Annotated in this window: 17 protein-coding genes; 10 read left to right on the top strand and 7 right to left on the bottom strand. The window is 73.1% G+C overall.

The window, feature by feature from the left end; genetic code table 11:
* Positions 1-39: 39 nt before the first annotated feature.
* From O7607_RS05790 to O7607_RS05770, 5 genes are all read left to right on the top strand, one after another.
* Complete coding sequence (locus O7607_RS05790; protein WP_269706901.1) at positions 40-1,035, top strand: phosphate acyltransferase PlsX; 996 nt, start codon at positions 40-42, stop codon at positions 1,033-1,035.
* Positions 1,032-1,847 carry a ribonuclease III gene (rnc, locus tag O7607_RS05785; protein ID WP_269701530.1) on the top strand — a complete coding sequence of 272 codons (816 nt, stop codon included), beginning with the start codon at positions 1,032-1,034 and terminating at the stop codon, positions 1,845-1,847. The genes O7607_RS05790 and rnc overlap by 4 nt, the downstream gene beginning before the upstream one ends.
* On the top strand, positions 1,840-2,697 hold the full coding sequence (mutM, locus tag O7607_RS05780; protein ID WP_269701529.1) for a bifunctional DNA-formamidopyrimidine glycosylase/DNA-(apurinic or apyrimidinic site) lyase: 858 nt from the start codon (positions 1,840-1,842) through the stop codon (positions 2,695-2,697). Before rnc ends, mutM begins: the two co-directional genes overlap by 8 nt.
* A 239-nt stretch (positions 2,698-2,936) precedes the next feature.
* Positions 2,937-5,159 carry an MMPL family transporter gene (locus tag O7607_RS05775; RefSeq protein WP_269701528.1) on the top strand — a complete coding sequence of 741 codons (2,223 nt, stop codon included), beginning with the start codon at positions 2,937-2,939 and terminating at the stop codon, positions 5,157-5,159.
* Positions 5,160-5,427: 268 nt separating this feature from the next.
* A complete protein-coding gene (locus tag O7607_RS05770; protein ID WP_269701527.1) occupies positions 5,428-6,933 on the top strand; it encodes an MFS transporter in 1,506 nt (501 codons plus the stop codon).
* A gap of 49 nt (positions 6,934-6,982) precedes the next feature.
* Here the strand turns inward: O7607_RS05770 and O7607_RS05765 are convergent, their stop codons facing one another.
* Both O7607_RS05765 and O7607_RS05760 read right to left on the bottom strand, forming a co-directional pair.
* Positions 6,983-7,852: an endo alpha-1,4 polygalactosaminidase gene (locus tag O7607_RS05765; protein WP_269701526.1), complete on the bottom strand. Its 870-nt coding sequence runs from the start codon at positions 7,850-7,852 to the stop codon at positions 6,983-6,985.
* 77 nt (positions 7,853-7,929) lie between these two features.
* On the bottom strand, positions 7,930-9,117 hold the full coding sequence (locus O7607_RS05760; protein ID WP_269701524.1) for a CAP domain-containing protein: 1,188 nt from the start codon (positions 9,115-9,117) through the stop codon (positions 7,930-7,932).
* Between the two features lie 372 nt (positions 9,118-9,489).
* Between O7607_RS05760 and O7607_RS05755 the strand changes: the two genes are divergently transcribed.
* The 3 genes from O7607_RS05755 (at position 9,490) to O7607_RS05745 (ending at position 14,213) form a co-directional block, all read left to right on the top strand.
* Positions 9,490-9,684, top strand: coding sequence for a hypothetical protein (locus tag O7607_RS05755; RefSeq protein WP_013284566.1), 195 nt, complete (start codon positions 9,490-9,492; stop codon positions 9,682-9,684).
* Positions 9,685-9,999: 315 nt separating this feature from the next.
* Positions 10,000-13,599 carry a chromosome segregation protein SMC gene (gene smc, locus O7607_RS05750; protein ID WP_269701522.1) on the top strand — a complete coding sequence of 1,200 codons (3,600 nt, stop codon included), beginning with the start codon at positions 10,000-10,002 and terminating at the stop codon, positions 13,597-13,599.
* Positions 13,596-14,213, top strand: a complete 618-nt coding sequence (locus tag O7607_RS05745) for an HAD-IA family hydrolase (protein ID WP_269701520.1) — start codon at positions 13,596-13,598, stop codon at positions 14,211-14,213. Before smc ends, O7607_RS05745 begins: the two co-directional genes overlap by 4 nt.
* Positions 14,214-14,218: 5 nt before the next feature.
* Here the strand turns inward: O7607_RS05745 and O7607_RS05740 are convergent, their stop codons facing one another.
* The 5 genes from O7607_RS05740 to O7607_RS05720 all read right to left on the bottom strand — a co-directional run bounded on the left by O7607_RS05740 (position 14,219) and on the right by O7607_RS05720 (position 19,152).
* Positions 14,219-14,746, bottom strand: a complete 528-nt coding sequence (locus O7607_RS05740; protein WP_269701518.1) for a DinB family protein — start codon at positions 14,744-14,746, stop codon at positions 14,219-14,221.
* Positions 14,747-14,813: 67 nt separating this feature from the next.
* Positions 14,814-15,302, bottom strand: coding sequence for a universal stress protein (locus O7607_RS05735; protein WP_269701516.1), 489 nt, complete (start codon positions 15,300-15,302; stop codon positions 14,814-14,816).
* A 2-nt stretch (positions 15,303-15,304) separates the two neighbouring features.
* Complete coding sequence (locus O7607_RS05730; protein ID WP_269701514.1) at positions 15,305-16,894, bottom strand: MDR family MFS transporter; 1,590 nt, start codon at positions 16,892-16,894, stop codon at positions 15,305-15,307.
* 106 nt (positions 16,895-17,000) lie between these two features.
* The gene (locus O7607_RS05725) at positions 17,001-17,426 is read right to left on the bottom strand and encodes a MarR family winged helix-turn-helix transcriptional regulator (protein WP_269701512.1); all 426 of its coding nucleotides are present in this window, start codon (positions 17,424-17,426) and stop codon (positions 17,001-17,003) included.
* Positions 17,427-17,439: 13 nt separating this feature from the next.
* The gene (locus O7607_RS05720; protein WP_269701510.1) at positions 17,440-19,152 is read right to left on the bottom strand and encodes an alkaline phosphatase D family protein; all 1,713 of its coding nucleotides are present in this window, start codon (positions 19,150-19,152) and stop codon (positions 17,440-17,442) included.
* Between the two features lie 146 nt (positions 19,153-19,298).
* On the opposite strand from O7607_RS05720, the gene ftsY reads away from it, so the two are divergent.
* Together ftsY and O7607_RS05710 are read left to right on the top strand one after the other, a co-directional pair.
* Positions 19,299-20,489, top strand: coding sequence for a signal recognition particle-docking protein FtsY (gene ftsY, locus O7607_RS05715; RefSeq protein ID WP_269701508.1), 1,191 nt, complete (start codon positions 19,299-19,301; stop codon positions 20,487-20,489).
* An 8-nt stretch (positions 20,490-20,497) separates the two neighbouring features.
* Positions 20,498-21,361, top strand: coding sequence for a phosphotransferase (locus O7607_RS05710; RefSeq protein WP_269701506.1), 864 nt, complete (start codon positions 20,498-20,500; stop codon positions 21,359-21,361).
* Positions 21,362-21,434: the final 73 nt, after the last annotated feature.

Below are 21,434 nucleotides of genomic sequence, written 5' to 3'. Positions count from 1 at the left end.
TCGCCCGGTGCCCCGGCTCCCGCCACCGCCGACCGGCTCATGGTCGGCGGACCGTCGGAGCCGGGCACCGCGCGGATCGCCGTCGACCTCCTCGGCGGGGACGATGCTCCCGCCGTCGTGGTTGACGGCGCTCTGCGAGCGGTACGCACGGATCCCGCCCTGCACCTGATGCTCGTCGGCCCGATCGAGGTGGCCGACGCGCTGATCGGTGCGCTCGACCCGGCCCAGCGCGCCCGGGTCACGGTCCGCCCGGTGCGGACCGTCGTCGGCATGGCCGACCATCCCACCGCCGCCCGCGGCGAGAGCACGGTACGCACCGCCGTGCAGGCCGTCCGCGACGGACTCGCCGACGCGGTCGTCTCCGCCGGTTCGACCGGCGCCACAGTCACCGCCGCTGCGCTCGGCCTCGGCCGCTGGACCGGGATACGCCGTCCCGCGCTCGCCGCCACGCTGCCCGCCGTCGAGGGGCCGGTGGTGCTGCTCGACGTGGGCGGCACGCTCGAACCCGGCCCGGCCACGCTGGCCCGGCACGCCCTCCTCGGCGCCGCCTACGCGTCGGTGGCCCACGCCGTCACCGCACCCCGCGTCGGACTGCTCTCCGTCGGCCTCGAGACGGGCAAGGGCGACCGGTTGCGCCGCGTCGCCGCGCCCGCGCTCGCCGCCGCGCCGCTGCCCTGCGACGGCCGCTACGTCGGCCTGGTCGAGGGGTACGACATCTCGCTCGGCGCCCGCGCCGACGTCGTGGTGACCGACGGCTTCACCGGAAACGTCCTGCTCAAGGCCATCGAGGGCGCGTACGCCATGGCCGGCGGCCCACCCGCACGCGGCGGCGCCCCGCGCGCCGCGGCTCTGCTCGGGGTCGGCGGCACCGTGGTCGTGTGCCACGGCGCGGCCGGCTCCGAGGACGTCGCCTCCGGTATCGCGCTCGCCGCCCACCTGTGGCGCCGTGACGCCGCCGGGACGGTCCGTTCCCTGCTCGCCGACATCCCGCACGATCTCGCACCTGACCGACACGACACCGAGGTAGCACCATGACCAACGACAAGCGGCGGCGTGCTCCCGTCGGCCACCTGGAGGCGGCCTTCGGGGTGTCGCTCGACCCGGACCTGCTGGAACGCGCGCTGACCCACCGTTCGTACGCGTACGAGAACGGCGGCCTGCCCACGAACGAGCGGCTGGAGTTCCTGGGCGACTCGGTGCTCGGCGTGGTGATCACCACAGCGCTGTTCCACAACCATCCCGACCTGCCCGAGGGGCAGCTGGCGAAGCTGCGCGCCAGCGTCGTCAACATGCGGGCGCTCGCCGACGTGGCGCGTGGTCTGGGCCCGGACGGGCTGGGCGCGTACCTGCTGCTCGGCAAGGGCGAGGAGGCGACCGGCGGACGGGACAAGGCGAGCATCCTGGCCGACACGCTGGAGGCGCTGCTGGGCGCGATCTACCTCCAGTACGGCCTGGACACCGCGGCCATCGTCATCCACCGGCTGTTCGACCCGCTGATGGCCGAGTCGGCGGGCCGGGGCGCGGCGCTGGACTGGAAGACCAGCCTCCAGGAGCTGACCGCCGCGCTCGGACTGGGCGTGCCCGAGTACCGGATCGAGGGCACCGGGCCGGACCACCTCAAGACGTTCACCGCCTGGGTGGTGGTGGCCGGCAACCGCTACGGCGGCGCGGAGGGACGCAGCAAGAAGGAGGCCGAGCAGCGCGCGGCCGAGTCGGCCTGGCGGACGCTCACCGAGCAGGCCGAGGCGGAGGCGCAGGCCGAGGCGGACGCGGAGGCGCAGGCCCGGCACGAGTCGCAGGCCCGCGACGACACGACCGACGTCGAGGCGGGCGCCGGCCGTGCCTGAGCTGCCCGAGGTCGAGACCGTCCGGCTGGGACTCGCCCAGTGGGTGATCGGCCGGCGGATCGCCGCCGTCGAGGTGCGGCACCCGCGGGCGGTACGCCGGCACGCGCCCGGTGGCGCGCACTTCGCCGACGTGCTCGCCGGCCGGACGGTCACCGGCGTGCGGCGCCGGGGCAAGTACCTCTGGCTGCCGCTGGACAGCGGCGACGCGGTGATCGGCCACCTCGGCATGTCCGGCCAGCTGCTGCTGCAGCCGGTCGGCGCGGCCGACGAACTGCACCTGCGGGTCCGGTTCCGGTTCGCCGACGACGGGCCGGAGCTGCGCTTCGTCGACCAGCGCACGTTCGGCGGGCTGTCCGTCTCCGAAGGCGGGGCGGAGCTGCCCGCCGAGATCGCCCACATCGCCCGCGACCCGATGGACCCGGAGTTCTCCGACGAGGCGTTCGTGGCGGCGCTGCGGCGCAAACGTACGGAGATCAAACGCGCGCTGCTCGACCAGACGCTGATCTCCGGGGTGGGCAACATCTACGCCGACGAGGCACTGTGGCGGGCGAAGCTGCACGGCACCCGCCCGGCCGACGCGCTGACCCGCCCGGCCGCGCTGCGGCTGCTCGGGCATGTGCGGGACGTGCTCGCCGAGGCGATCAAGCAGGGCGGCACCAGCTTCGACGAGCTGTACGTGAACGTCAACGGCGAGAGCGGCTACTTCGACCGGTCGCTGAACGCGTACGGCCGGGAGGGTGAGCCCTGCCCGCGCTGCGGCGCGCCGATCCGGCGGGAGGCGTTCATGAACCGGTCCTCCTACAGTTGCCCGCGATGCCAGCCGCGGCCCCGGGGCACCCTCCGGGGATGACCCCGAGCCGATTCGGGGTTGCGCCGGTGTGCATCGCCCGACGGTCCCCGGAGACGCGCCGGAGCGTACCCGGAGATGCCCTTTTCCGCCCGGTCCGCGCGGCCGGTTCCGGCCGCGCGGACCTCGCCCGGCGGATCGGGGACGAGCGGGGGCCGTTCCCCGATGTCGGGGCCCCGCCTGCTGCCTAGCGTCATCTGGGGTCGGCACAGGGCCGGCATCAGGAGGGTGGAACCCGGGACATGGGCAGGCGACCGGTGACCGTGCGGCTGGCACGGTGGAGTGCGGAGCATCCGTGGCGCGCGATCGCGTTGTGGGTGGTCTTCGTGGCGGTGTGTTTCGTGGGCGGCAGCGCCGCCGGGCTGAACGAGGCCACCGACGAGGATCAGGCGATCGGCGAGTTCGGACGGGCACAGCTGATCGTCGACAGTGGCGGGTTCGACCGGCCGGCGACCGAGAACGTGCTGATCACCGCCCGCTCGGGTGCGCTCGACCAGGCCGCCGCGAAGGCCGCGGCGCAGGACGCGGCGGACCGGCTGCGGCAGGTCGACGGCGTGGCCTCGATCGGTACGCCGATGCCGTCGCGCGACGGCACCGCGCTGCTGGTACCGATCACCATGTCCGGCGACCCGGGCACCGCCGGGGACCGGGTGCAGCCGCTGCGGGACACCACCGCGAAGGTGCAGGACGCGCACCCGCAGCTGCGGGTGGAGCAGGTCGGCGGTCCGTCGATCGACAAGGCGCTCGACGACACGCTCGGCAAGGACTTCAAGCGCGCCGAGCTGCTCAGCCTCCCGGTGACGCTGGCGATCCTGATCATCGCGTTCGGCGCGCTGATCGCCGCCGGGGTGCCGGTGCTGCTGGCGCTCTCCTCGGTGGCCGCCGCGATGGGTCTCTCCACACTCGCCTCGCACCTGGTGCCGGCCACCGACACCACGGCGAGCGTCATCCTGCTGATCGGCATGGCGGTCGGGGTGGACTACTCGCTGTTCTACGTGCGGCGGGAGCGGGAGGAACGGGCGAAGGGCCGCTCCGGCCTGGACGCGGTGGAGATCGCCGCGGAGACCTCCGGGCACGCCGTGGTCGTCTCCGGCACCGCCGTGATCATCTCGATGGGCGGTCTGCTGCTCGCCCAGGACGCGATCTTCTCCTCGCTGGCGGTCGGCTCGATCCTGGTGGTCGCGGTCGCCGTGATCGGCTCCCTGACCGTGCTGCCGGCACTGCTGGCGAAGCTCGGCCGCTGGGTGGACCGGCCGCGGGTGCCGCTGCTGTGGCGCCTCACCGCGCCGCGCACCGGGCGGGACGGGCAGCCGGCCCGGCCCCGGTTCTGGCCGGCGGTGCTCAAGCCGGCGCTGCGCGCGCCGGTGGCCACGCTGCTGATCTCGGTCGCGCTGCTGCTCGCGCTGGCCGCACCCGCGCTCGGCATGAAGCTGAAGTTCCCCGGCGCGGAGGACGTGCCGCGCACCACGCCGGCCATGCAGGCGTACGACCGGCTCACCGCGGCCTTCCCGAGCAACGGCACCAGCCACACCGTCGCCGTGCGGGCGCCCGCCGAGCAGGCCGACCGGGTGCGGGCCGCGCTCACCGACCTGGCCGGCCGCACCGCCGCCGACCCACTCTTCGCGCCGGCCGAGGGGGACGGCCCGGAGATCCAGGTGTCGGCGGACCGGCGGGTGTCGGTGCTCGAGGTGGCCACGCCGCACGCCAGCCGCTCGGACGAGGCGTCCCGGTCGCTGCACGAGCTGCGCCAGGACCTGGTCCCGGCCACGCTCGGCAGGATCCCGGGCGTGGAGTTCGCGGTCGGCGGCGGCGTGGCCGCCAGCGAGGACTACGCCGCCCACATCTGGGCGAAGCTGCCGATCGTCGCGGCGTTCGTGCTGGCGCTGACGTTCCTGGTGATGGCGTGGACGTTCCGGTCGGTGGTGGTGGCGCTGACCTCGATCATGCTCAACCTGCTCTCCGCCGGCGCCGCGTACGGGCTGCTGGTGCTGGTCTTCCAGAGCACCTGGGCGGAAGGGCTGCTCGGCTTCACCTCGATGGACGCGATCGTCACCTGGCTGCCGCTGTTCCTGTTCGTGGTCCTCTTCGGACTGTCCATGGACTACCACGTCTTCGTGGTCAGCCGGATCCGCGAGGCGGTCGACCGGGGTATGCCCAACCGGGAGGCGGTGGCGCACGGCATCACCTCCTCGGCCGGTGTGGTGACCAGCGCGGCGGTGGTGATGGTGGCGGTGTTCTCCATCTTCGCCACGCTCAGCATGATCGATTTCAAGCAGCTCGGCATCGGCCTGGCGGCGGCGATCCTGCTGGACGCCACGATCATCCGGGCGGTCGTGCTGCCCTCGGTGATGACGCTGCTGGGCGACGCGAACTGGTGGGCGCCGCGCTTCATGCGCCGCCGCCGGCCTGTTCCGGCCGTCGAGCCGCCGCCCGCCCCGGCACCGGAGCTGGCCGTCGTGCCTTGACACTCGGTCCAGCCTGTGCCGGGGGCGGAGACGGCATCCACTATTGAGCGATATACCTGAGAGTCATAACTATGACTCTCAGGTATATCGCTTCTCCGTGCACCTCTTCAGTCATGGCGTCACCTGGAGTGTCGGCGCCGTCGTGGAGTGTCGACCCGGGTAGCTGGGATTAACCCACCGGGCGCCGGGGCATGTGGGCGGCCATGGACGAAGAGCTATCGCCGGCGGCCCGTCGTGCCCCGGCCTCCGCATCCCCCCGGAGGGCGTCGTGAGCACCGACGCCGCAACCGGCACCGTACGGACCAACGTCCCGGCCCGCCTCGACCGGCTGCCGTGGTCCCGCTGGCACTGGATGATCGTCATCGGTCTGGGCACCGTCTGGATCCTCGACGGGCTCGAGGTGACGATCGTCGGCAACCTCTCCGGCACGCTCGCCGAGCCCGGCAGCGGCCTGGACATCACCCAGAGCCAGGTCACCGGCCTGGCCGCCGCGCTCTACGTGGCGGGCGCCTGCACCGGAGCGCTCCTGTTCGGGTGGCTCACCGACCGGTTCGGCCGCAAGAAGCTGTTCCTGCTGACGCTCGGGCTGTACCTGGTCGCCACCGCGCTCACCGCGCTGTCGTTCGACACCTGGTGGTTCTTCCTGTTCCGGTTCCTCACCGGCATGGGCATCGGCGGTGAGTACGCCGCCATCAACTCGGCGATCGACGAGCTGATCCCGGCCCGCCACCGCGGTCGCATCGACATCATCATCAACGGCACCTTCTGGCTCGGCGCGGCGCTCGGCGCGCTGCTGACCGTACCGCTGCTCAACGGCCTCCCGACGAACCTCGGCTGGCGGGTGGCGTTCGGCCTGGGCGCGGTGCTCGGCGTGGTGATCCTGCTGGTCCGCCGGCACGTACCGGAGAGCCCACGGTGGCTGTTCATCCACGGCCACGCCGACGAGGCCAACCGCCTCGTGGACTCGGTCGAGGCCGAGGTGAGACGGGAGACCGGCAAGGACCTCGCCGAGGCGGACAACTACATCGAGATCCGGCAGCGGAAGAGCACGAACTTCCTGGAGATCGCCCGGACGCTGTTCCGCCGCTACCCGAAACGGGCCACGCTGGGCTTCGCGCTCTTCATCGGCCAGGCGTTCCTCTACAACGCGATCACGTTCGGGTTCGCCCAGATCCTGGAGACGTTCTTCGACGTCCCGCCCGGCAACAGCGGCTACTACTTCGCGGTGATCGCGGTCGGCAACCTGCTCGGCCCGCTGCTGCTGGGCCGGCTGTTCGACACCGTGGGCCGGGTGCCGATGATCGCCGGGTCGTACATCGGCTCGGGCGTGCTGCTGCTCGGCACCGCCTGGCTGTTCCACTCCGGCGTGCTGAGCGCGGTGACCATGACCGCCTGCTGGTGCGCGGTGCTGTTCTTCGCCTCGGCGGGCGCGAGCGCCGCGTACCTGACGGTCAGCGAGATCTTCCCGATGGAGACCCGGGCCATGGCGATCGCGTTCTTCTACGCGATCGGCACCGCCGCCGGTGGCATCACCGGCCCGCTCCTCTTCGCCAAGCTGGTCGGCAGCGGCGAGGTCGGTCAGACGGTGCTGGCGTTCGTCATCGGCGCCACCGTCATGATCATCGGTGGGCTGGTGGAGCTGACGCTCGGCGTCAAGGCCGAGGGCAGGTCGCTGGAGGACCTGGCCACCCCGCTGAGCGCGGAACACGCGGGGGTGCCGTCGCCGCGCGGCGGGGAGGCCACCACCCCGGCCACCGGCGCGCCCACCGGCTGAGCCCGTACCCCGGCGCCCCCGCTTGCCGACGGGCGGGGGCGCCGCGGTGTCACGGCAACGCGCACGGCTCCCGCCACGAGTCCAGCTGCCGGTCCTTGCGGATCGAGGCGAAGCCGTAGCCGACCGAGGTGACGCAGAAGTCCGCCGGCTCGCCCGTGTACTCGACGTGGAAGACCGGCTTGCCGGCGTCGACGAACGGCAGCAGCTTCGCGCACTCGCGGCGGCGTACGCACTCCTGGTTGACCGCGAAGTCGAAGTCGGGCGCCAGCGCGGCCACCTGCGCCACGTCGTCGACCAGACCGGGGGAGAGGTCGAGCTTGCGGGCCAGCCCGGTCAGCCGGCGGTTGAACAGCAACTGGTCGTCGAAGTCCAGCGGGAAACCGGAGCGGTACCGGTAGCCGTCCGCGTCGGCCAGCGCCACCGCGCCGAAGCCCTTGCCCCGGCACAGCCGGAACCGGTCGGCCAGCACCGGCGAGAGCGCGTCCCAGCGCCGTACATCGAGGAATCGGCTTCCCGGTCGCCCCGGCACCGCCGCGCCGCGTACGGCGGCGGGGAAGCGGGTGGCGTCCGGGTCGCCGGCGGCGTACGTCCCGACCCGGACGTGGCAGACCAGCCGGCGGCCCCGCTCGCGCAGCGCCGCGGTCTCGGCCGAGGTGGCCGCCACCGGGTCGAGGAGGAAGACGTCGGCGTCGACAGCGACGTCCACCGGGGCGGTGAGCTGCCACTGCCACCGCCAGCTGCCGGCCTGCGCAGCCGGCCAGGGCGTGGGCGCACCGGGCGGGGTGAGCGGCCGGCGGCACGCCGGCACCGGAGCGATCAGCAGCGCGATCAGCGCGAGCGCCACGCCCCGGCGCGGGCCACGTCGGCGGACGTGGGCCGGCCGGGAGCGCGGCACGGCCCACCCCGGCCGGATCCGCATCGACAGCTCCCCGGACGCGGGCGGCCCGGCGCCGCCCCCGATGGGTCAACGAGCGCCGGGCCGGTCACGACGCGCGGTCAGGCCGGGGTGGCGAAGACCTGCGTCCAGTACGGCCCGTTGCTGCGCGCCACGCCCACCCCGATCTGGGTGTACGAGCAGTTGAGGATGTTCTTGCGGTGGCCCTCGGAGTTCATCCAACCCTCCATGACCGCCGCCGGGGTCTGGTAGTTCCAGGCCACGTTCTCGCCCACCATGCGGTAGCTGTAGCCGGCCGCCTTGACCCGGTCCCAGGGCTGGCTGCCGTCGCTGCCCGTGTGGTCCATCTTCTTGTGGTCGGCCTGGTCCTGGCTGTGCCGCTGGGCGGCCAGGTTCAGCTTGGCGTTCACGGTCAGCGCCTTGCAGCCGGCCTTCGCCCGCTCCTGGTTGACGATCGTGACGACTTTCTGGAGTTCGGCACTGAGCCCGGTCGTCGCGGTGGCCTTGGTGCTCGTGGAGCCGCCGCTCGATCCGCTCGACCCGCCGCCGCTCGGTGCGCTGCTGCGCTCCTGCTGCCGCGACGGGGCGGTGCTGCGGCTCGGCTTCGGGGTGGTCTTCTTCGTCGGGCTCGGCGCGGCGGTGGTCGGTACGGCGGACGGGCTGGCCGACTCGGGGGCGAGCGCGTCGGCGGGCCCCTCCTCGGTCCCGTCGGGCGCCTGCGGCGCGGCGGCCACCGGCGCGTCGGCGGAGGTGCGCTTCGTGCCCTGGTCGTCGCCGGGCAGCAGGACGGCGCCCACGCCGAGGCTCACCACGAGCGTCGCCGCGGCGGCGGCCCCGCCGATCACCAACGGCCGGGACAGGCGCCGCTTCGGGCGCCGCCGGTCGTCGGCCGGGGCGTCGGTCGCCGGCTGCCAGGTCGCGGCGGGCTGCTCCCAGCCGCCGGCCGGCTGGTCGTGGCCCTGCCAGGCGGGCTGTTCCCGGCCCGGCCAGGCCGCGGGCTGCTCGTGGCCCTGCCACGCGCCGGACTGTTCCTGGCCCTGCCACGCGGGCTCCTGGCCCTGCCATGCGGGCTCCTGGCCGTGCCACGCGGTGGTGGGCTGCTCCTCGCCGTTCCACCGGTCGCGGGGCGGCGGGTAGGAGCCGGCGGGCGGCTGCTGCGCGGCGTCCCCGAACAGGTACGACGACCGCGGTTCGGGCCGGTCGCTGAGCCACGCCGGACCCTCGTCGGTCGGCGGCTCGGGACGCCGGCGGGCGCCCTCCGGTTCGATCGGGTCGTTCCAGCGGTACACGCCTGTCCCCTCCACGGGTCGGTTGCGGGCCCGGGTGACGCTACGGGTGCGCTCGGAGCTGCGGCAACGTGGCTAAGAAAGAGTTAAGGCGAAGCCGGCGGCGAGGATGAGTCGTTCACACATTTCCGGCGTACAGTAAAGGCGTCCGGACAGAGCGTGTCCGCGCCTTCTGGCAGCCCCCCGGCGAGTGGACCGGCCGACGTGGAGATGATCTACGGCCTTGGTCAACTTGACGAAGGAGGGGGTTTCGGCTCAATATGTAGGTGTCGCCAGTCGCGCCCAGCCATGCCCCGATGCAGTGGGAATGGCAGCCGCGAACATCATGGGCGCGCGTTGGCCGGCCTTTCCGGCAGCGCACATCAAGGAGTCAGCATGGCGAAGGCCCTCTACGGCCACGTAAGTGCAGCGCCCGACCGGCGCCTGCTCGACGAGGTCACCCGACTGCGTGCCAGGGTTCAGGCACTGGAGTTCGAGATCACGCGTCTGCGTGCCGACAACGATCGGCTTGCGGCGGCAGCGGCGGAGGCGGATGACCTCCTCCGTCTGGCCGAGCCCGCGCTGACCTGATCTCCAGTTCCCGGAAAACTGAATCGCACCACACCGAAAAGCGCGCCGACACTCAAGTGCCGGCGCGCAGCCATGTGCGTACCCCTTTTCGTCGGCGGCGCCGCAATTCTCGATCTTGCGGAACCGCCCGGAATTGCGCCCGGTAATTGTGATCATGCATTTCCGTTCCGTCCACGACCGCCGGGCGGAAAGCGGACAGCCGGGCCCTCGGGTGGGTCGCGTGGCGACGGCGTCCCGGTCCCGGGTTAGTCTGCGGGTTCACCAGGTCCGCGCAGCCGGCGACGGTACGGCGGCCACCGGACGAGGATCGAGAAGGTGCATCTCAAGAGCCTGACGGTGAAGGGATTCAAATCCTTCGCCTCCGCCACGACGTTGAAGCTGGAGCCCGGGATCACCTGCGTGGTGGGCCCGAACGGCTCCGGCAAGTCCAACGTCGTCGACGCCATCGCCTGGGTGCTCGGCGAGCAGGGCGCCAAGGCGCTGCGCGGCGGCAAGATGGAGGACGTCATCTTCGCCGGCACCGCCGGGCGGGCCCCGCTGGGCCGGGCCGAGGTCACCCTCACCATCGACAACACCGACGGCGCGCTGCCGATCGAGTACACCGAGGTCTCCATCACCCGCCGGATGTTCCGCTCCGGCGAGAGCGAGTACGAGATCAACGGCGACTCCTGCCGCCTGCTCGACATCCAGGAGCTGCTGTCCGACTCCGGCATCGGCCGGGAGATGCACATCATCGTCGGGCAGGGCCGGCTCGACGGCATGCTGCACGCCAAGCCCGAGGACCGGCGCGCGTTCATCGAGGAGGCGGCGGGCGTCCTCAAGCACCGCAAGCGCAAGGAGAAGGCGCTGCGGAAGCTCGACGCGATGCAGACCAACCTCAACCGCCTGACCGACCTCACGGCGGAGCTGCGCCGCCAGCTCAAGCCGCTGGGCCGGCAGGCCGAGGTGGCCCGCCGCGCCGCCGGGATCCAGGCCAACCTGCGCGACGCCCGGCTGCGGCTGCTCGCCGACGACCTGCACACGCTGCGGACCACGCTGGACCGGGAGATCGCCGACGAGACCGCGCTGCGCGAGCGGCGCGAGCTGGTCGAGGCCGAGCACGGCGAGGTGCAGGGCCGCCTCGGCGAGTTGGAGGCGGCGCTGGCCGAGGACGCCCCGCTGCTCGCGGCGGCGCAGGACACCTGGTACCGCCTCTCCGCCCTCCAGGAGCGGTTCCGCTCGATCGAGCAACTGGCCCGGGAACGGCTGCGTCACCTCAGCGCCGCCGGTGACGACGAGCGCCCCGGACGCGACCCGGAGCAGTTGGAGGCGGAGTCGCGGCGGATCCGCGAGCAGGAGGAGGAGCTGCGGGCCGCGCTCACCGACGACCAGATCCGGCTGGCCGAGGCGGTCGAGCACCGCCAGGAACTGGAACGCCAGCTCGCCGCCGCCGAACGGGAACTGGTCGCCGCGGCCAAGGCCATCGCCGACCGGCGGGAAGGGCTGGCCCGCCTCACCGGACAGGTCAACTCCGCCCGGGCGCGGACCACGAGCGCCGGCGAGGAGATCGAACGGCTCGCCGCCGCGCACACCGACGCGATGAGCCGGGCCGAGAAGGCGCAGGCCGATCTGGACGCGGTAGCCGAACAGTCGACCGAGGCGGACCGGGACAACGCCGACCTGGACGCCCGGCACGACGAGGCGGTGGCCGTCCACGAGCGGGCCCAGGCCGCGGTGCGCAGCCTGGCCGACGGGGAGCGCGCCGCCGAGAAGGACGCCGCCACCTGGAAGGCCCGCGAGGAGGCGCTCGCCATGGGCCTGCGCCGCAAGGACGGCGCCGGGGAACTGCTGGCCCGCGCCGACCAGGTGCCCGGCCTGCTCGGCAGCCTCGCCGGGCTGCTCACCGTCGCGCCCGGTGACGAGGCGGCGCTCGCCGCCGCGCTGGGCGGCCTGGCCGACGCGGTGGCGGTCAGCGGCGTGGACGAAGCGGTCGAGGCGATGCGGCTGCTCAAGATCTCCGACGCCGGCCGGGCCGGGCTGCTCGTCGGCAGCCCCGCCGGGCCGGGCATGGACGGCTCCGCCGACGCGCTGCGCCCGAAGCTGCCCGAGGGCGCCCGCTGGGCCCCGGACCTGGTGGAGTGCTCGCCCGCGATCCGCCCGGCCGTGCACCGGGCGCTGCGCGACGTGGCGCTCGTCGACGACCTGGCCGCCGCGTCCGCGCTCGTGGCCGCGAACCCGGAGCTGCGCGCGGTCACCCCCGACGGCGACGTGGTCGGTGCGTACGCGGCGGCGGGCGGGTCGGCCAAGGCGCCCAGCTTCATCGAGGTGCAGGCCGCCGTCGAGGAGGCGCGGACCAACCGGGCCACCGCCGAACGCACCGCCGCCGAGCTGCGCGAACAGCTCGCCGAGGCGCGCGCCGAGGTGGCCGCCGCCAAGGAGGCCGTGCAGCACGCGGCCGCCGCCAAGCGGGAGGCGGAGAGCCACCGCAACGCCGCCGCGCGGCGCCTGGCCGAACTGGGCGCCGCCGCCCGCTCGGCCAAGGCGGAGACCGACCGGCTCGGCGAGTCCCGCGCCCGCGCCGAGGCGGCCCGGGAACGGGATCTGGCGGCACTGGCCGAGCTGGAGGAACGGCTGCGGCTGGCCGAGGCCACCCCGATCGACGCCGAACCGTCCACCGAGGAGCGGGACCAGCTCGCCGCCATGGTGCCGCAGGCACGGCAGAACGAGATGGAGGTCCGGCTCGCGGTGCGTACCGCCGAGGAACGGGTGGCCTCGATCGCCGGACGGGCCGACTCGCTGGCCCGGCAGGCCACCGCCGAACGTGCGGCGCGGGAGCGCGCCGCGGCCCGGCGCGCGGCCCGCACCCGCGGCGCCCAGATCGCCCGGGCCGTGGTCGGCGGCGCCCGCGAGGCGCTCACCCGGCTCACCGTCTCCATCGCCCGGGCCGAGGAGCACCGCGACGCCGTCGCCCGCGAACGCGCCGCCCGCGAGGCCGAGCTGTCCGAGGTACGCGGCGCGGCCAAGCGCCTCGCCGCCGAGCTGGAGCGGCTCACCAGCCAGGTGCACCGCGACGAGGTGGCCCGCGCCGAGCAGCGGATGCGCATCGAGCAGCTGGAGGCGAAGGCCGCCGAGGACTTCGGGCTGGACGTGGCCACGCTCGTCGCCGAGTACGGCCCGGACCGGCTGGTGCCGCCCACCGACGCGGACGTGGCGCTCGCGGAGAAGGACGGCCGGCCGGTGCCGGAGCCGGTCCGCTACGAGCGCCCGGTGCAGGAGAAGCGGGCCGCCAAGGCGGAGCGGGAACTGGCCCTGCTGGGCAAGGTGAATCCGCTCGCGCTGGAGGAGTTCGCGGCGCTGGAGGAGCGGTTCAAGTTCCTCTCCGAGCAGCTGGAGGACCTCAAGGCCACCCGGCGCGACCTGCTCACCGTGGTCAAGGACGTGGACGACCGGATCCTGGAGGTCTTCGCCAGCGCGTTCGAGGACACCGCCCGGGAGTTCGAGCAGGTCTTCACGGTGCTGTTCCCCGGCGGCGAGGGCCGGCTGGTGCTCACCGACCCGGAGGACCTGCTCACCACCGGTGTCGAGGTCGAGGCCCGCCCTCCGGGCAAGAAGATCAAGCGGCTCTCGCTGCTCTCCGGCGGGGAGCGGTCGCTGACCGCGGTGGCGATGCTCGTGGCGATCTTCCGCGCCCGGCCCAGCCCGTTCTACATCATGGACGAGGTGGAGGCGGCGCTCGACGACGTGAACCTGGGCCGCCTGATCACGCTGCTGGCGCAGTTGCGGGAGAAGAGCCAGCTCATCGTGATCACGCACCAGAAGCGGACCATGGAGATCGCCGACGCGCTCTACGGAGTGACCATGCGCGCCGGTGTGACCCAGGTGATCAGCCAGCGGCTCAACCGGGCCGACGACGAGGAACAGGTGACGAGCGAGTGAGTCGGGAACGCGCCACGGCGCTCCTGGTGGACTTCGACGGCGTACTGCGCCGCTGGGACCCGGCGGTGGCCGCCGGCGTCGAGCGGGAGTACGGGCTGACCGAGGGTGTCCTCGGTGAGATCGCGATGTCCTGGGGACTGCTCCAGCCGGTGCTGACCGGCCAGGTCAGCCACGCCCAGTGGATGATGAGCGTGGCCGACGCGCTGACCCCCGTGGTCGGCGTGGATCGGGCCCGTGCGGCGGTCCAGGAGTGGCAGAGCTACCGCGGCGAGGTCGACCCGGAGGTGCTGGCGTTCGTCCGCGAGGTGCGGGCCGCCGGCATCCGGGTCGGGCTCGGCACGAACGCCACCGACCTGCTCGACGCCGACCTGGCGGCGCTGGACCTGACCGGCGAGCTGGACGTGATCGTCAACTCCTCGGTCGTCGGGGTGCACAAGCCGGCGAAGGAGTACTTCCAGGCCGCCTGCGAGGCGCTGGAGACGCCACCGGGGCGGGTGCTGTTCGTCGACGACGAGGACCGCGCGGTGGCCGGGGCCCGGGTGGCGGGTCTGTCCGCGCACCGTTGGAGCGGCCCGGCCGACCTGCGGTACCTGCGGGCGGCGCTGGCGTACTGAGCCGGTCAGCAGCCGGTGACGCCGTCGATGCGCTCCCGGATCAGGTCGGCGTGGCCGTTGTGCCGGGCGTACTCCTCGATCATGTGCACGTACACCCAGCGCAGGCTGATCTCGTTGACGGTGTCGCCCCGACGGTGCGCGAAGGTGTGCTCCAGCGGCAGCTCGGCGACGGCCCGGTCGGCTGCCTCGATCTCGGCCCGCAGGGTGGCGAACGCCTCGGCCGGGTCGGCGTCGGCGATGTCGTTGTGGTCCGCGTCCGGGTCGGTGCTGTAGTCGTACAGCGTGGGCACGTCCTGACCGGCGGCGCGGATGCGGAACCACCAGCGCTCCACGTCGGCCATGTGCCGGACCAGGCCGAGCAGGGTCAGCCCGGACGGCTCCACGCTGGGCGTGCGCAGTTGCTCGGCGGTCAGCCCGGCGCACTTGTGCACCAGGGTGTCGCGGTGCAGGTCGAGCCAGCCCTGCAGCATCGTGCGCTCGTCGGCGACGAAAGGCTCGTGGCGGCGGTCGATCTCGGGTGCTCTCCAGGTCATGGGCGCAGATGTTAAGAGGGGCCCCTTGTACAACGCGAGGCGTTAACAGGGGGCCCCTCCTTACCTCTCAGGGGACCACGACGACGGGCCAGCGACCGGTGCGGACCAGCCGGGTGGCGACCGAGCCGACCAGCTTGTGCCCGGCCTGCTCGGAGGAACCGACCACCACCATGTCGGCGCGGTGCTCGTCGGCGGCCCGGCACAGCTCGGTGTAGGCGTCGCCGCGCCGGCACAGGAACGTCACTGGCAGGTCCAGTTCCTCGGCCCCGCGCCGGCACTCCGCGCGCAGCTCGTCGGCCAGCTCGTCGTGGGTCTGCTGGACCGCCCCGGCCACCACGCCGGAGAGCATCGCGCTGTACGACGCGGGCGAGCTGACGAAGACCGCCACCAGCGTCGCGCCCTGCCGCCGGGCCAGTCCGGCGGCGTACGCGGCGGCGCGCATCGAGGTGCGGCTGCCGTCCACGCCGACCAGCACCACCCGTGGCCCGTCCGTACCCCGTTCGTAGGGCAGCGGACGGGTCCGCGGGCCGTACCGCTCACGTTCCGCGGCGTCCATCGTCAGTGCCGCGTTCCGGCCGCGACGGCCTCGGCCGTCTCCTGCCCGGCGGGGATCGGCTCGGCGTTGGAGCGGCGCAGCGGCACCTCCCGGATGAGGATCACCGCGACGAGGGCGAGCAGCCCGAACGGGGCGGCGGCCAGGAAGATGTCACCGGCGGCGTGCCCGTACGCGGCCTCGACCACGGTCCGGATCGGGCCGGGCAGCGTGTGCACGTCCGGCAGACCGCCCCCACCCGACCCGGAGGCCGGGACGCCGAGGCGGCTCAGGCCGTCGGCCATGTAGCCGGTGACCCGGTGCCCGAGCACCGCGCCGAGCGCGCTGACGCCGATCGCGCCGCCGAGGCTGCGGAAGAACGCCACCACCGAGCTGGCCGCGCCGAGCTCGTCCGGGCGGACCGTGTTCTGCACGGCGAGCACCAGGTTCTGCATGCTCATGCCGACGCCGAGACCGATCAGCGCCATGAACACGGCGAGGTGCCAGTACGGGGTGTCGGCGCGCATGGTGCCCATCAGCGCGAAGCCGGCGGTGAGCAGCACCGAGCCGATGACCAGCCAGCTCTTCCAGCGGCCGGTGCTGGTGATGATCCGGCCGACCACCGTCGAGGAGACCAGCAGACCGCCGATCATCGGCAGCGTCATCAGGCCGGACATGGTCGGGCTGGCGCCGCGGCTGATCTGGAAGTACTGCCCGAGGAAGACCGAGGCGCCGAACATGCCGACGCCGACCGCGATGCTGGCGATCACGGCGAGGGTGATGGTGCGGTTGCGGAACAGGTGCGGCGGGATCATCGGGTCCGTGGCGTGCTTCTCGACCCGGGTGGCGAGCACGCCGAGCACCGCCGCGCCGGCCACCATCACACCGCTCTGCCAGGAGATCCAGTCGTACCTGTCACCGGCCAGCGTGATCCAGACGAGCAGCAGCGAGACGGCGGCGGTGATGAGGGTGGCACCCCACCAGTCGATCTTCACCTCGCGCTTGACCACCGGCAGGCGCAGCGTCCGCTGGAGCACGATCAGGGCGAGCACGGCGAACGGCACGCCGACGTAGAAGCACCAGCGCCAGCCGAGCCAGGAGGTGTCCACGATCACGCCGCCGATCAGCGGGCCGCCGATGGTGCCGACGGCCATGACCGCGCCGAGGTAGCCGCTGTACCGGCCGCGCTCGCGCGGGGCGATCATCGTCGCCATGATCACCTGGGCCAGGGCGGTGAGGCCGCCCGCGCCGACGCCCTGCACCACCCGGCAGGCGATCAGCTCACCGGTGGTCTGTGCCTGCCCGGCGAGCACCGAGCCCAGCACGAAGACCACCAGGGAGATCTGGACCAGCAGCTTCTTGCTGAACAGGTCGGACAGCTTGCCCCAGATGGGCGTGGTCGCGGTGGTCGCCAGCAGCGTTGAGGTGACCACCCAGGTGTACGCCGACTGGCCGCCGCGCAGGTCCGTGATGATCCGCGGCAGCGCGTTGGAGACGACCGTGGAGGAGAGGATGGCGACGAACATGCCCAGCAGCAGGCCGGAGAGTGCCTCCAGGATCTGCCGGTGGGACATGTCGACGCCGGTCGCCCGTGCGGGCGCAGTCGCCTGAGTCATCGTGGGTTGCCTCCGGAACGGGGGAAAGGTTGCCTCGGGCAACCTCAGAAGTCGTTGCCTTGAGCAACAACCGGTGCCGGGTACGGATTGTTCCCCGCCGGAAGGCTCAGAGCGACTCGTTGAAGCGGTGCATCAGGCGGGCGAAGTCCGCCACGTCCTCGGTCGGCCAGCTTTCAAGCGAACGTCGGATTTGTCCGAGTCGGGCGGCCCGGGCGGCGTCGAACCGCCGGGTGCCCTCCTCGGTCAGGCTGAGCTGGGCCGCACGCCGGTCCGTCGGGTCCGGATCGCGGCGGACCAGGCCCAGCGCCTCCAGCCCGCCGATCTGGCGGCTGAGCGTGCCCTTGCCGATGCCCAGCTTCGCGGCCAGGTCGGTGAGCCGGATCGACCCGGAGCGGCGCAGCCAGAGCAGCAGGCCGTACGCGTTCGGTTCCAGGTTCGGGTGGACCTCCCGGGCGATCTCCCAGGAGAGCGCCCGTCCGCGGCGCAGCAACGCGGTCAACTCGTGCTCCACGGCGCGCAGCGTCTCGTCCACGCCCAGAGGGTACTCAGTCGTCGCCGCTCAGTTGCTGTTGCGCCACCGGTCGCAGCTCGCCCTCGCTGGTCGTGCCCTCGATCACCACGGCGGCCCGGCGACCCTGGTGCGTGAGCGTGGCCACCGCGTTGCCGAAGTAGGGCCCGGCCAGCTTCCGCCACCGCACCGCCGGGCGGCGGACCCCGGCCGAGCGCGCCAGCGCCCGGGTCGCCCCGGCCGGCCCCGGACTCCAGCCCAGCGTCATCAGCGGGCGCATGCCGGCGGGTACCTGGTTGTGGATCGGCGAACAGGTGAGCTGGTGCACCGGCGTGCGGACGTCGCGGTCGGCGAACCGGGCCCGCGCCACGTAGGAGTGGTGCACGTCACCGGAGAGCACGCTGATCGACGCCGGTCGCGCGTACGCCGGCCCGGCGCCCACCCGCGCCCCGGTGCGCGGCGCGGTGCCGCTGCCCAGCCGCGCGAACAGTTCGCCCAGCGCCTCGAACGAGCGCCGGAACGCCGCCCAGTGCTCCAGGTCCAGGGCCCGGCGGATCTGCTCGGATAGCCGGGCCACCCAGGGGCGGCTCGAGTCGGCCAGGCGTTCGTTCCACGCCTCGACGTGGTGGATGCCCGGCGGCAGCAGCCACGGCAGCGAGCTGCCCACCACCAGGTGGTCGTAGGTGCCGTGGGCCTGGTCGAGGAACCACGACCACTCGCCCGGCGGCAGCATCGCCCGGCTGCCGGGCAGGAGCACCCGGCTGGACCGGTTGTCCAGCATGACCAGGCGGGTGCGGCCCAGGTCCAGCGCGTAGCTCCACTGGTACTGCACGGCCCGCCAGCGCTCGGTGTCGTGCGCCAGGTCGGCCTCCTTGTCGACCCGCTCGCCGAACTCGTGCAGCACACCCGTGGCGTCCTCGGCGGCGACCACCTTCGCGTACACCGGGTCGGCGGCGATCTCGTCCGGGCTCAGGTTGCCCAGGTGCTGGTAGACCCAGTAGGAGGCGAGACCGCTGCGGATCCGTTCGGCCCACCACGGCTGCTCGCGCATGTCCGCGCGCCACGACTGCGAGGTGTTCCAGTCGTCGATCACCTCGTGGTCGTCGAAGATCATCACGCTCGGCACCGTGGAGAGCAGCCAGCGGATCTCCGGGTCGCGCCACGACTCCAGGTAGAGCTTGGTGTACTCGTCGAAGCTGACCACCTGCGTCGCCGGGGCGTCCTTCGGCCGCTTGCGGCGACGCTTCAGCAGCCGCCGCACGGTCGGCGAGGTCTCGTCCGCGTACACCTGGTCGCCGAGCAGCACCAGCAGGTCGGGCAGCACGGCCTGCTCGGGCGCGGCCATCACCCGCCGGGCGTACGCGTCGAGCGCGTCGGGCGGCAGCTTCCGCGCGGTGGAGTGCTGGGTGGTCTCCCGGCACGAGCCGAACAACAGGCGCACCGGCTGGTCGGCGTCGTCGAGCGCGCGGGTCCGGATCACGCTGGGCGGGAACGACGAGTCCGGCAGCGGCCACGCCACCTCGTCGTCGATCAGCACCTCGTACGTGGTGGCGCTGTCCGGGGTGAGCCCGCTCACCACGACGATCGCGTAGTGGTGGTCGTACGCGGAGAAGGTGGGCGCGCTGCCGGTGGCGCCGTCGGCCGTGCGGACGGTGACCACGGCGGGTGAACTGGTCTCCACCCAGACGGTCGCCCGCGTGTCGACGACCCGCCGCAGCAGCGGGCCGATGAGCAGGCGGGAACCGGGCACGACACACCTCCGACAAGATCGTTACGGCTGATCCCTACCCGGCCGGCGGTTGCGGTACGCCTTCCGGTGTGAGCGTACCCGCAGGTTGTTCGCGTGCCGAGGCGGTGAGTGGGACGCCGTCGCCGGCATCTGACAGGATTTCGGGCATGACGGAATACCTCCTCGTCGCTCTCGCCCTGCTCGGCGTGCTGATCATCGGCGGCCTGAGCCTCGTGGTGCCCCGGCTGCGCCGGCGCCCGCAGCCGCCGCTGCCGCGCACGGAGGTCGACACCCGGACGGAGGAGGACCTGGCCGGTCCGCCGGTCGAGGCCCCGGAGGCGGAACTCACCACCGGTGTGGTGGTCGAGGCGCCGCCGGCCCCTCCGGTCGAGGTGCCGCAGGTCGAGGTCCCGGAGCCGACCGCCGGCCGGCTGGTCCGGCTGCGCTCCCGGCTGTCCCGCTCGCAGAACGTCTTCGGCAAGGGCCTGCTCGGCCTGCTCAGCCGCGACCGGCTGGACGAGGACACCTGGGAGGAGATCGAGGACAGCCTGATCACCGCCGACGTCGGCATCGACGCCACCCGGGAGATCGTCGACCGGCTGCGCGAGCGGACCCGGGTGCTCGGCACCCGGACCGGGGAGGAGCTGCGCGCGCTGCTCGCCGCCGAGCTGGTGAACGCGCTCGACCCGAGCCTGGACCGCTCGCTGCGCACCGCGCCGAAGGAGGGCGTCCCGGCGGTCGTGCTCGTGGTCGGCGTCAACGGCGCCGGCAAGACCACCACCTGCGGCAAGATCGCCCGGGTGCTCGTCGCGGACGGCCGCAGCGTGCTCCTCGGCGCGGCCGACACGTTCCGGGCCGCCGCCGCCGACCAGCTGGAGACCTGGGGCGGCCGGGTGGGCGCCGAGACGGTCCGCGGGCCCGAGGCCGCCGATCCGGCCAGCGTCGCGTTCGACGCGGTCAAGCGCGGCATCGACACCGGCGTCGACACGGTGCTCATCGACACCGCCGGCCGGCTGCAGAACAAGATCGGCCTGATGGACGAGCTGGGCAAGGTCAAGCGGGTGGTGGAGAAGCACGGCCCGATCGACGAGACGCTGCTGATCCTCGACGCCACCACCGGCCAGAACGGGCTGGAGCAGGCGCGGGTCTTCACCGAGGCGGTGAACGTCACCGGCGTGGTGCTGACCAAGCTCGACGGGACGGCCAAGGGCGGCATCGTGATCGCCGTGCAGCGCAAGCTCGGCATCCCGGTCAAGCTCGTCGGCCTCGGCGAGGGCAAGGACGACCTGGCCCCGTTCGACCCGGCACAGTTCGTCGACGCGTTGCTCGGCACCGAGCCGCTCGCCCGGGACGCGTAGCCTCTCCCGTGACGACTGACGATCGCGCCTACGCGGGGTGGCGCGACCCCAGCCACCCGTCGCCACGCCTCGGGAGACCGTACGTGACTTCGCAGGAGATCCCGCTGCACGGCGGGAACGTGAGCACCGTGGTCCGTGTGGGAGACACGGTCCGGCGCAACGCCGGCCCGTGGACGCCCTCCGTGCACGCGCTGCTGCGCCACCTGGAGTACGTCGGATTCACCGGCGCGCCCCGGGCACTCGGCATGGACGAGCGCAACCGGGAGGTTCTGTCGTACCTGGAGGGGGAGTGCGGGGAGTACCCGCTGGCCCCGCACTGGGTCACCGACGAGGCCCTGGTCACGGTGGCCACCATGCTGCGGATGTTCCACGACGCGCAGTACGGCTTCACCCCGCCGCCCGGCGCGGTCTGGCGCTCCTTCGGGCCGCCCCCGCCGGACACCGAGGTCATCTGCCACCACGACGCCGCGCCGCACAACGTGATCTGGCGCCCGGACGGCACGCTCGGGCTGATCGACTTCGACCTCGCCTCGCCCGGCGCCCGCATCTACGACGTGGCGTACGCGGCCTGGACCTGGGTGCCGATCTTCTCCGACCGCGACTCGATCACGCTCGGCTGGAAGCACCCCGACCGGCCGCGCCGGCTGCGCCTGTTCGCCGACGCCTACGGGCTGATCCCGCGCGACCGGCACCGGCTCATCCGGACCATCCGCAAGCGCATCGTCGACCACGTCGAGGGCATCCGGCGGATGGCCGCCGCCGGTGAACCGGCGTTCGTCCGGATCGTCCACAAGGGCCACCTGCGTCGCCCTATGCGTGACCTGCGGCTGCTCGACTACGAGCGGCACCAGCTGGAGGCTGCGCTCCGCTGACCAAGATCGGCGTTCTTCACACGCCGGAAACAACCCGTCACGCGTCGGAAATCGCGCGGTGTCGCTGAAGGAA

Source organism: Micromonospora sp. WMMA1949, assembly GCF_027460145.1.
GTDB lineage: Bacteria > Actinomycetota > Actinomycetes > Mycobacteriales > Micromonosporaceae > Micromonospora.
This window is presented reverse-complemented; position numbering and strand designations above follow the sequence as displayed.